The following is an 11679-nucleotide window of genomic DNA, read 5'->3' on the forward strand; positions in this document are numbered from 1 at the left end:
GGAATTAATCCGGAGCGGCCTGCAAAAGATAGCGCAGGCCGTTCGCCCCCGAATGCGCGATCGGTGAGCCGCTCTTGCGGAAGCGCTCGGTTTTGTCGGCCAGGATTCCGCTGGCTATGGCGGAAACGGCAAAGGGATGGGCAAGCGCATAGCCGGCCGCGGCAACGAGGCCCGACTGAGATTTAATATCCAGAAAATGGCGCAGTTCGTATCGATCACGGATGTGTCGCTCATGGCGGCGGATCGCGGCAGCATCGCCGTGTGAGAGCCCCTCCTTTGCAAGGATCGATCGATCCGCTTCGTAGAGCCGTCTCAGATCTTCCGTTCTGTGCCGGCCGCTCAGCGAGTCACCGCGGACGACCGCGCCATAGCCGCAGCTGTGAATGATTTTATAGCGCGCCGACTTGGCGAGCGCACGGACATAGAGATCATAATCTTCTCCCAGGCGCAGCGCTTCATTGTATCGCAGCCCATGTGCATTCAGGAACGAACGGCGCATGAGCGGCTTCAGAAAGCCAATCTCGCCGCGGCGGACACCGCGCTTGGAGATGTTGCCCTCGACAAAGCCGGCAAGATCGAGAAACCTGGGCCTGGCGTCGAAATGGTCGAGCCTGTTGTGAGCCTCGGGCACGGTATCGGCATTGACGAAGGCGATGTTGTCGGCGACGAAATCCCAATCATCATCCGCGAGAAGCGACCTGAAACGACCGGGGAAGAAGAAATCGTCGGCGTCGAGAATACCAATCAACGGAGCGGCGGATATTTCGATCGCATGGTTGCGCGCAGCAGCGGGGCCGCGATTTCTCTCGAATGTCTGGATGTTCAGCCTGCCGCTACCGTCATCTGCCTGGGCCGCGACGGCTGCAGTGCCATCCGTCGAACCGTCGTCTATCACGACAACTTCGGCGACCTCCGGTTCCCGAAGGGCCGATGCGACGGCAAGCCCGATGGTATCGCCGGCATTCTTCGCCGCAATGATTACGCAGACACTTTTCTCTGCACTGTCGGTCACGTCAGCCTCCAATGGTTCTGCGGGAGACTTAGTACGTGGCATTGATCCGACAACCTGTCGGTCTGCAAAAGATAGGATGGAATACGGTGTTACGGGTTGAACGGTTCGGAACGATTGAGATTGGACGCCGGTATGCCGGTGACTTTCGCGTCTTCGCCAACGGGCGCGGACGCCTTGTCTTCGCTCAACGACGAATCCCGCGCCTTGCGCTCTTTCCAGACAAGGTAGAGCACACCGATGAAGTAGCCAACCTGCAGGAGCACGGCGCAAATTGCCGTTTCGATCAGGGTCGTTGCGAGAGAGTTCGTCAGAAAGTAGGTCGCGATGGCAAATACGGCCAACGTGCCAAGCATGCTTATGAAGACGCGCGGCGCATACATAATGTTACCTCGCCCGCTCGACCATTGGAAAAATAGCAATCAAGGTCTTTCCTCCCCTATCAGACCTACAGATCAAATATATTTTATGATTCATTGAGATTCAACCAAGTCCCGATGATCCGTTACGAATTGGCACGATCCTAGCGCCGCGCTCGTTAAAACTACGCATCGATAATAATTACAATTGAATTTGTTCGTTTTCCCGCACGCATTCATAGAGCGCCGTGCAACAGCCACACAATTCTATGGATACATATCGGCCTGTGTGACGGCGCAATTTTGGTCGCTATTCAATCAACTTTTATTACAAAGTGCGACTGTCGGGGCTTTCAGTATGTGCGCCGCAATATCTTGCTGCAATGCAATATATCCAGATGGTAAGTCAAGTTCGCACACGCAAAATCCCAGAGGATGGCAAGGCTAGATAAGCCGTGGGTAATGAATAGCTTGCCCTTGGATACCTATAAGATCCTCGAACGGCATCATTGGCAATGCGATTGAGCTATCGACTTTGTCTCTATACGCAGCCTGGCACAGTACAGCACTTATATAGAGAATTCCTGATTTAAACCGGCGCACCAACGATGCGGTATCAATATACCTTCATTCCATATCGCTACAAAAGTTAGGATCAAAAAGTCAAAATCGCCGCCTACACTCCCGCCATCGTAGCCCTAGTTACGCGTCCGAGAATTTCCGACCAATTCGCCAACATGAATGGAGTTTTCTCTATGAAGTCTGCGACGAGATCGGCCACATCGGCTTTTTTCAGCGCCGCGGAAAGTGATGTCTTTCCGCCCACTGGTGGAGTACTAAAGCGTGTTTTCGACGTCTCTGCCGCAATGACTGCCCTAGTTTTCATCAGCCCCATCTTCTTGATGCTGATGATGCTGGTGAAGTTTTCCGATCGGGGGCCGGCCTTCTATGGCCATCGCCGCATCGGCCATAACGGCAAGAGCTTCCGTTGCCTGAAGTTCCGGACAATGGTCGTCAATGGCGACAAGGTCCTTCAGGCTCACCTGCACGCCAATCCCAAGGCAATGGAGGAATGGCGTGCCACGCGCAAGCTGCAGAACGACCCGCGAGTGACCCTCGTCGGCGCCGTGCTGCGCAAACTCAGCCTCGACGAGCTGCCGCAGTTGATCAACATCATCCGCGGCGAGATGAGTATTGTCGGTCCACGCCCCGTCGTGGAAGACGAGCTCGAGCTCTACGAGACTGCGGCGATCTATTATCTGCAGTCCCGCCCGGGCCTGACCGGTCTTTGGCAGGTCAGCGGTCGTAATGACGTTTCTTATGAAAGCCGCGTTGCCTTCGATACGCACTACGTCAAGAACTGGTCGCTCAGCAGCGACATGATGATCATCGCCAAAACAATCCCGGCCGTCTGCCTGTCTCGCGGCAGCTATTGATGACGACCAGCAGTGGCCGCAGGGCGCTTCCTGCGGTTTCCCACATCCGTGGGACTGCGATCCAATAACAGGGAAGATCCTGCATGATTGAATTTCAGCCTTCCAAGAGGCTTGCTCGCGCATTTACCTCGGTCCGATATACGGCCCTCCTTGTCTTCGGCGCCTGCGCAATAACCGGCGCAGCCCATGCCGATAATCTTCCCGGATATCATCTGGGCGTCATGGACAAGCTGCATGTGCGCGTCGCTGAATGGCAGACTGCCGAGGGCACTGTCCGCGACTGGTCGGTGGTTTCGGGTGATTATACGGTTGGACCTTCCGGCTCGATTTCGATCCCCTTCATCGGCGACATGCCCGCCATGGGCAAAACGACGGACGAAATCGCCGCGGCCATCGGCCTGGGCTTACAGAAGCAGTTTGGCCTGCGCGACAGGCCCTCGGCCTCCGTAGAGATGTCGCAGTTCCGCCCGATCTATCTTTCCGGTGAGATCCAGAACCCGGGAGAGTTTCCCTTTGTCCCGAACCTGACTGTGCTCAAGGCGGTAAGCCTCGGCGGCGGCATGCGCCGCGCCGATGCAGGCCAGCGCTTCGCACGTGACTTCATCAATGCCAAAGGCGACGCGGTCGTCTACATGGCGGAACGCGGGCGCCTGCTCATGCGCAAGGCTCGCCTGCTGGCCGAAGTGACGGGCAAGGATGACATCGAGACCCCAGCGGAACTCAAGCAGTTGCCGCAGGCAGCAAATCTCCTCGCAAGCGAGAAGGCATTGATGCAGACGCGCAGCCAGCGGATGAAGACGCAGCTGCAATCGCTGGAGGATCTGAAAACACTCCTGCAGAACGAAGTCGAGGCGCTGAGCAAGAAGAACGAGACGCAGAGCCGCCAGCTCGATCTTGCCAAGGCCGACCGCGACAAGGTCGAAAGCCTTGCCGAACGCGGGCTGGAGCTCGCCTCCCGTCGTATTTCCGCCGAACAGCGCGCATCCGACCTGGAAGCCACTCTTCTCGACACCGAGACGGCATCGCTGAAAGCCCAGCAGGATATCAACAAGGCCAACCAGGACGAAATTACCTTGCGCAATGACTGGCAGGGCTCGTTGGCGCAGGATATGCAGGATACCGACAAGCAGCTGGAAACATTGCAGCTGAAGCTCTCCACCAGCCAGTCCCTCATGCAGGAAGCGGTCGCTCAATCCGCCGATGCAAGCAACCTGGACCCTAGCGGGCAGAACGTGAATGTCGTCTACACGATCATTCGCGATGACAACGGTCAGACGAAAGAGTTTCAGGCCCAGGAAAATACGCAGGTTCTGCCCGGCGACCTTATCAAGGTCAGCACCGGCCTTGCCATGCGATAAGGAAAATCGATGCGGATTGCCAAATCGGTCTTCGTACGTCCGGGCAGCAACGCCACCTATGGCATGGTGGCTGTTGCGCTGTCCTTTTTCGTCTTCGCCTATTCGTCCCGCTTCGGCCAGCCGTCCATTCTGCTCTACTACGCTCTATGGTTTCCGTTGGTCCTGATCGATTATCGCAGCGCGCTCGGCAGCTATCGGAAGCAGCTCTGGCTCTATGCCTTCGGCGTTTTGACGTGTCTGTCGATCTTCTGGTCGGCAGTACCCGCGGTCACTGCACGTGCATCGATCCAGTATATGACGCATATCTTCTGCGCCCTGGTCGCCGTTCGTACCCTCAATATCCGCACGCTGGCACGCGGCGCGATCGCCGGGACGGCGATCGTGCTCCTGTATTCAATCCTGTTCGGATATTATGCCTATGATCCCATTGATGGCACCTACAGCTTTGTCGGCGCTTTCGACTCCAAGAACCAGCTCGGCTTCTACGCCTCCCTCGGCATCTACTTCGCCTTTGCCGCCGTTTTCGTCCTGGGCGAACGGCGGATCTGGCTGATTGGCGGCGGTGTTGCCGGATTGTTGTCGGCCTACTGCCTGCTCGCCTCGCAATCGGCAACATCGGTCCTGACGACCGCCTTGATCGTCATGCTTTGCATCAGCCTGCGTGTCATTCTTTTTCTATCGCCGAAGCAGCGTAAGAGACTGTTTGCCGCAGTCGCCATTTCCGGCGTCATCCTTATCGTCGCCGGCGCCTATCTAGGCGCAGCCGATGTCGTTCTTGGCCTTTTTGGTAAGGATTCGACCCTTACGGGCCGCACCTATCTCTGGCAGCAGGGCATCGCTATCGCGCAACTCAATCCCTTTTTCGGCGTTGGTTACCAGGCCTATTGGGTTCAGGGCTTTTCCGAGCCGGAGCGGCTGTGGGAAGAATTCTATATCGGCTCTCGAGCAGGCTTCCACTTTCACAACACCTATATCGAGACGGCGGTTGAGACCGGACTGGTCGGAGTGCTTTTGCTTGCATCGATCCTCGTGACTGCTGTCAGCGGTCACATTGGGCGCTTCCTCGGGGACAACAGGAATGACGAATCCTACGTCCTCCTTGGGGTCGCAGCGCTGCTTCTTATCCGCTCCTTCGTCGAGATCGATATTCTGAACCCATATCACGTCGGCTCCTTCCTGTTCTATTTCACCGCAGGAAAGCTGTCGATGCGGGCGCATGCGCCAAAGGCCGATCCTCGCATTGCCTACGACCGGATGGAATTCGCACCGCCAGCAAACTGGAAGCCGGAGGCCGGTCGATGAAGACACTCTACGGCATACAATATCTCCGTGCCGTTGCTGCGTTGGCGGTCGTGCTGTTTCACGCAGCCGAGCGCAGCGGCGGTCATTTTCGCATCGGAGCCGCCGGCGTCGACGTCTTCTTCGTGATCAGCGGCTTCATTATGTGGACCATGAGCGTACGCCGGCCAGTGACGCCGATACGCTTTCTGCTCGATCGCGTGCAACGCATCGCACCATCCTACTGGATCGTTACGGCCATCATGATCGCGGGTGCAGTCGTCGGGCTGTTTCCGAGCATGAAATTGACAGCCAGCCATATCTTCGGATCGTTGCTGTTCATTCCGGTGCGGTCGCCCAGTAACGGCGAGATCTGGCCGGTGCTGGTACAGGGATGGACGCTGAATTTCGAGATGTTCTTCTACGTCCTCTTTGCAGCGAGCATGCTTCTGCCGCGTCGCGTGCGGCTGGCCGGCATGATTATTGTCTTTGCCACCTTCGTCGCGGCCGGCGCCATACTCCATCCGCAATCACCGCTGCTTGCCACCTATACCAGGCCGGTCATTCTCGAATTCGTGGCGGGCGCCATCCTTGGTCAGCTATGGCTGAAAGGAAACTCTACCGGCGCGGGCCTCGGTCTTGCCCTCGTCATTGCGTCGGTCTGCGGCTTTGCGGCAATCGAGATTTTGGGGCTGGCATTCGATGAGACGACCTGTGGCCCGCTCGCGGTAGCGCTGGTGCTGGGAATGGTTTCCGTGGAGCGCAGCGGACGCCTGCCACAGATTGCGCCGCTTATCTACCTGGGCAACGCCTCCTATTCGATCTATCTCTGGCATACACTGGCAATTTCCGTCGTTGTGAAGGTGGTTGCGTCCACGCCAATTCCATCAGATGCCGTCGCCTTCGTCGCTGCGATATCGGGGACGCTACTCGGCGTTTGCGCCTATGAGCTGTTTGAGAAACCTCTGCGCAATCGATTGCGGAATTTCAGCTGGCGAAGGACACGTCCCTCGCCAGCATGATCGAATGAATTGCCTTACAGTCGTCGGCGACGCAGCTGGTCGAAATAGACGATCACGATGATCAGCGCGCCGGTGATGATGCGCTGCCAGAAGGAATTCAGGTTCAGCAGATTGGCGCCATTGTTGATGGTGGCTAGGATGAAGGCGCCGATCAGCGGGCCATAAACGGAGCCGACTGCGCCGAACAGGCTGGTGCCGCCAATGACGGACGAAGCAATTGCCTGCAGCTCCCAGCCGTCAGCCTGAGTGGCATTGCCGATCGCAATACGCGAGGCAAGCAGAACACCGACAAAGGCAGCGCATGTCCCCGACAGTATATAGGCAAGGTAAATCATACCGTTGACGTTGACACCGGAGAGGCGTGCCGCCTCGCGATTGGAGCCGACGGCGAAAAGATAGCGACCCCATCGGCTGAGATGCAGGAAGATGACGGCCGGGATTGCCACCAGGATCACCATCCAGAACAGGCTCGGAATGCCAAGAAATTCGGCGACCGCGAAGTTGGTGAAATCGTCATTGACGATGTTGATCGTGGAGCCGTTGGTAATGAGCAGGCCGATGCCGCGGAGCGAAGTTAGCGTCGCCAGCGTGATGATGAACGGCGGCAAGCCCATCCGCACGATGCCGAAACCGTGGAACGCACCGATCAGCACGCCGAACAGCAGGGTGATGAGGATGGCCGCCCAGACCGGAAACCCGGCGTGAAGGAGCCACGCGATGATGACGGTGCAGAAGCCCACGATCGCCCCGACAGACAGATCAATGCCCGCCGTGATGATGACAAATGTCTGACCTAACGCAAGAATGGCGGTCATCGACCCCTGGCGCATCAGGTTGGTGATGTTGAGCGGCGTCCAGAACTTGTCGGTCCAGAATCCAAGTAGGACCCAAAGCGCCAGCAGGAGCAGGATCAACGTCAGACTGAAGAGGATATTCATCTTGCGCCGCGGCGCAACGGTGGGGCCATCAGTCGTATTCGCGGCCATTCTCGTTCTCCCTCTTTAGACTTTTTATCGTTCAGACACCGATCGCCTCGCCGAGGACTTCCTCGTGCGTGGCGGCGTGAAAATCATGACTGGCGACCAATTGGCCGCGACGGAAGACATGGAGCCGGTCGGCAAGCTCGTAAACCTCGGGCAAATATGAGGATATGACGATGATACCGGCACCCTCGCGAAGCAGTTTGGCGAATAGACGATAGATCTCCGCCTTGGTTCCCACATCAACGCCGACAGTCGGCTCATCGAAGATGAACAGCTTGGCGCCATGGCTCAGCCATTTGCCAATGACCACCTTCTGCTGGTTGCCGCCGGACATGGCGGAGACCAATACCCGCCGGCTCGGCGTCTTGATGCTGAGATCGCGGATCTGCTTGTCGGCGTTGACGGCCTCGCTCTTGTTGTTGATGATCGGACCGTGGCTCAGCCGCCTGAAAACCGGGAGGTTGATGTTGAGACCTATCGGCAGATTAAGGCAGAGTCCCTGGTCACGGCGACTTTCAGGCGCAAGAGCGATGCCGAGCTCCATCGCGTCTCGTTCGCTGCGAATGTCGACCTTGCGTCCCTGCCAATGGATCTCCCCGGCAGAAATCGGCTGGCGACCATAGAGGCCCAGCGCAAATTCGCTGCGGCCGGCACCGATCAAGCCGTAAAGCCCGACGATCTCGCCAGCGCGGACGCTGAGCGAGACATTCTCGAAACCCGGACCGGAAAGTCCGCGCGTTTCGAGAATGGTTTCGCCGATCGGGATCTCCTCCTTGTGGTAGATCTGCTCGATCGAGCGGTTGATCATCAGCTTGATCAGCTCGTCCTCGTTGGTTTCTGCGATCGTGCGCGTGCCGACATGCGTTCCATCGCGCAGCACGGAAACGCGATCCGCCAGCTCGAAGACTTCTTCCATGCGATGGCTGATATAGACGATCGTCACGCCTTCGCTCTGCAGGCGGCGGATCAGCTTAAAGAGCTGGGCCGATTCCTTACGCGTGAGATAGGCCGTCGGCTCGTCGAAGATCAGAAACTGCGTGCCGCGCATCGCCGCTCTTGCCGTTGCGACCAGTTGCTGCTGGCCGATCGTTAACGAGCTTAGAAGGTCGGCCGCCGGCAAGCCGAAGCCAAGATCGTCGAGGACAGCCTGCGCCATGGCGATCATCTGCTTTTTGCGCATCAGCCCAAAGCGATTGACTTCGTCGCCGAGGAAGAGATTGGCCGCAACCGTCAGATGCGGACATAGGACGACTTCCTGGTGCACGGCATTGATGCCGCGGGCAATCGCCTCATTGGGCGTCGCAAGCGCCACCGGGTGGCCGCACCAGAAGATTTCTCCCGCTGTCCGCGTGATCACGCCGGTCAACAGCTTGATGAGGGTCGATTTTCCGGCTCCGTTTTCGCCGACGATGGCATGGATTTCTCCCGCCAGAAACGTGACGGTCGCGGGTTTCAGCGCCTCGACATAGCCATAGCGCTTCTGCAGACCTTTAAGCTCCAGGATCGGCGAGCCTGCCGGAATGCGGTTCGCTTCCGTCTTGACGGTATCGTCGTGCCGATGGCTGATTTCTTCCAGGCTCGTCATGAGGTCTCCTCCCTCTCGCATCACCACGCAGCCGCCCAGGAAGCGGACAGAGCATGAGGCCGAAAAATGTAAGCGGTTTTCGGCATCACGCTCCACCTTCTTGATGCTAGAGCGCAATCAGATCTTACGTCGAATAGACCTAAAATCATCCGGCTCTAGACGAAAAGAGCTGCACCCGACGGATCGGGTGCAGCCTCGGAGCCTTACTTGACCTTCGGATTCAACAGGGCGTCGATCTTCGGATCGCTCATGTTCGCCTTGGTCACCAGGTTGGCGCCAGTGTCGACATTGGCTTCGACCTTCTCTTTCTTGGAGGCGGCGAGCGCCGTCTTGATACCGTCATAACCCATGCGATACGGATCCTGGACCACGAGGCCGGCAAGAACGCCCGACTTCAGGAAGCCCACGGTCTTGTCGTCATTGTCGAAGCCGATGACTTTGATCTTGTCGCCGAGCTTGTTTTCGGCAATCGCCTGGCCCACGCCCTGCGCCATGATCAGGTTGGAGGCGAAGACACCGACAAGCTTCGGATTGGCCGTGATCAGGTCGGTCATGATGTTGAGGCCGGTGGTTGCCTGACCGTCCGCATATTTATCGGCAACGACCTTCAGGCCCGGATACTTGCTCTTGACCTCTTCCAGGAAGCCCTGGCGGCGCTGGTCGAGGGAGCCGACGCCCGGCAGGCTGGTGATGATGGCGATCTCACCCTCTTCCTTGCCGGTCATGCCCTTGATCGCCGCAGCAAGACCGTCGGCGGCGATACGGCCGCCCTGAACGTTGTCGGTCGTCAGGAACGAGACGAAGGATTTGGAATCGGCACCAGAGTCGATGCCGACGACCGGTACGGACTTGGCCGCTTCATCCACGGGCTTTCCGAGCGCCTTGAACTCGGTTGGCGAAATGACAACCGCCGCCGGCTTGCCGGCAACGGCGTTTTCTAGAATGCTGATCTGGCCGTTGATATCGGATTCCGACTGCGCGCCAAGTTCCGGCACCTTGACGCCGAGATCCTTGCCTGCCTGGCGGGCGCCGGCAAGAACGATCTGCCAGTAGAAGGACGTCGTATCCTTGACGATGATCGGAATGGTCACGTCAGCCGCGAAGGACTGCACCGGCATCGCCATCGCGATGATGGCAGCGCCGGCAAGACCGGCAAAGCTGCGGCGGGACAGAAGTGACTTGGCAATTTTCATCTGCTTCTCCTCTCAACGCGCTCTACTCTCCTGCACACCGGCCGCTGAACGCTTACGGCTCGGTATCGCGACGCCTTGCGGCGTCACGCATCGCGCGGCGGGAAGGCCACCGACGCCAAAACAGGCTTTCCTCCTCCTCGAAGCCGCCTCTCCCGGCGGCTCGATAGCTCCCAATCTGTTGGAGCGGTTTAGGAATGCAAAACCGCTCCCTCTGCTGTCTCACGCAATTCTGGACGGAAAACCGCTGCGCATGTTTCCTGGAATTGCTCTAGACTCGAACCGCCTCATCTCCCAACGGAGGCGCGACCACAGTCAATCCCTCGAATTCCGCATAGAGGCTGTCCGGGAGCCTCGGCTCCACGAGTTGCATATTGCGGACAAGACTTTCCGGCTTCGCCGTACCGATCAGCACCGACGCTACGCTTTGATTGCGCAGCGGGAACTGAATTGCCGGTTGAGCGAGCGGTACACCATGCTTGCGGGCGATCTCCTCCATCCCCCCAACCTTGGCCAAAATCTCCGGCGTTGCCGGCAAATAGTCAAAATGCGCACCAGGCACCGGACCCGTCGCCAGAATGCCGGAGTTGAAAACGCCACCCACGACCAGCGATGTTCCCTTCTTCTCACAAAGCGGCAGCAGCTCGGCAACGGCGGAACGATCCAGCAGAGTATAGCGCCCGGCCATGAGAATACAGTCGATATCAGCGGCGTGCATGACATCGAGACAAACTGGCACTTCGTTGACGCCAAGGCCATAGGCCTTGATCGCACCCGACGACTTCAGCTCCTCCAATGCCTTCAGACCGGAGCCCAGAAGCTGCCCGAGATAGTGCTTGTTCAGCGCCCTGCCGTGAGTATAGCTGCCGATATCGTGCACGTAGAGAATATCGATGCGATTGAGACCAAGGCGCGCATAGCTGAACTCGACCGAACGCATGATCCCATCATAGGAATAGTCATAGGTCGCATCGAATGGCAGCGGATCGATATAGCCATAGTTCGGCACCTTATCGCTGGGCACGGGATGCATCAGGCGCCCGACCTTGGTCGACAGCACATAGCTGTCATCCGGCTGCTCACGCAGAAAATCGCCGACGCGGCGCTCGCCGAGGCCGAAGCCATACCAGGGTGCGACATCGAAGTAGCGAATGCCGCTATCCCAGGCGGCCTGCAGGGTCTCCATTGCCTGATCGCGAGGGCAAGCACGATAGAGTCCTCCCAGCGCCGCAGCGCCAAAGCTGATCTCCGTAACCTTAAGATCGGTCCTGCCTATTGTCCTAGTCTGCATCACCCTTCCTTCACGATGAGCGGTATTTCAATTCCCGTCGCGAACGGCTCAACGAAACCGCTATCGTTATTTCAAACAACGTCCATCGATAGTGCGATACGATATCAAGCGGCCCTGGATTGCAACGGCACCCCATCCCCTCCCTATTCATCGGCGTTATCGAACAAC

The 11679-nt window shown here is 58.0% G+C and carries 10 protein-coding genes; 4 read left to right on the top strand and 6 right to left on the bottom strand.

Annotated elements, in window-relative coordinates; genetic code table 11:
• Window positions 1-4: 4 nt before the first annotated feature.
• Window positions 5-1012: a glycosyltransferase family 2 protein gene (locus GGD46_RS08625; protein ID WP_184703337.1), complete on the bottom strand. Its 1008-nt coding sequence runs from the start codon at window positions 1010-1012 to the stop codon at window positions 5-7.
• An 89-nt stretch (window positions 1013-1101) separates the two neighbouring features.
• Window positions 1102-1392 (bottom strand): exopolysaccharide production repressor protein, encoded by a 291-nt coding sequence (locus GGD46_RS08630; protein ID WP_184703338.1) that lies wholly within the window; start codon window positions 1390-1392, stop codon window positions 1102-1104.
• Window positions 1393-2123: 731 nt separating this feature from the next.
• Here GGD46_RS08630 and GGD46_RS08635 point away from each other — a divergent pair.
• From GGD46_RS08635 to GGD46_RS08650, 4 genes are all read left to right on the top strand, one after another.
• Window positions 2124-2804, top strand: coding sequence for a sugar transferase (locus GGD46_RS08635; protein WP_184703339.1), 681 nt, complete (start codon window positions 2124-2126; stop codon window positions 2802-2804).
• 83 nt (window positions 2805-2887) lie between these two features.
• Entirely contained in the window at window positions 2888-4162 is a 1275-nt protein-coding gene (locus tag GGD46_RS08640) for a polysaccharide biosynthesis/export family protein (protein ID WP_184703340.1), read from the top strand.
• A 9-nt stretch (window positions 4163-4171) separates the two neighbouring features.
• On the top strand, window positions 4172-5464 hold the full coding sequence (locus GGD46_RS08645; protein ID WP_184703341.1) for an O-antigen ligase: 1293 nt from the start codon (window positions 4172-4174) through the stop codon (window positions 5462-5464).
• Window positions 5461-6462 (top strand): acyltransferase family protein, encoded by a 1002-nt coding sequence (locus tag GGD46_RS08650; protein WP_184703342.1) that lies wholly within the window; start codon window positions 5461-5463, stop codon window positions 6460-6462. Before GGD46_RS08645 ends, GGD46_RS08650 begins: the two co-directional genes overlap by 4 nt.
• 14 nt (window positions 6463-6476) lie before the next feature.
• On the opposite strand, the gene GGD46_RS08655 is transcribed toward GGD46_RS08650, so the two are convergent.
• The 4 genes from GGD46_RS08655 to GGD46_RS08670 all read right to left on the bottom strand — a co-directional run bounded on the left by GGD46_RS08655 (window position 6477) and on the right by GGD46_RS08670 (window position 11511).
• Window positions 6477-7448 (bottom strand): ABC transporter permease, encoded by a 972-nt coding sequence (locus GGD46_RS08655; protein WP_184703343.1) that lies wholly within the window; start codon window positions 7446-7448, stop codon window positions 6477-6479.
• Window positions 7449-7479: 31 nt separating this feature from the next.
• A complete protein-coding gene (locus GGD46_RS08660; protein WP_184703344.1) occupies window positions 7480-9030 on the bottom strand; it encodes a sugar ABC transporter ATP-binding protein in 1551 nt (516 codons plus the stop codon).
• Window positions 9031-9233: 203 nt separating this feature from the next.
• Window positions 9234-10223 (bottom strand): ABC transporter substrate-binding protein, encoded by a 990-nt coding sequence (locus GGD46_RS08665; protein WP_184703345.1) that lies wholly within the window; start codon window positions 10221-10223, stop codon window positions 9234-9236.
• 268 nt (window positions 10224-10491) lie between these two features.
• Window positions 10492-11511 carry an aldo/keto reductase gene (locus tag GGD46_RS08670; protein WP_184703346.1) on the bottom strand — a complete coding sequence of 340 codons (1020 nt, stop codon included), beginning with the start codon at window positions 11509-11511 and terminating at the stop codon, window positions 10492-10494.
• Window positions 11512-11679: the final 168 nt, after the last annotated feature.

It is taken from the genome of Martinezella lusitana (assembly GCF_014207095.1).
Lineage (GTDB): Bacteria > Pseudomonadota > Alphaproteobacteria > Rhizobiales > Rhizobiaceae > Rhizobium > Rhizobium lusitanum_B.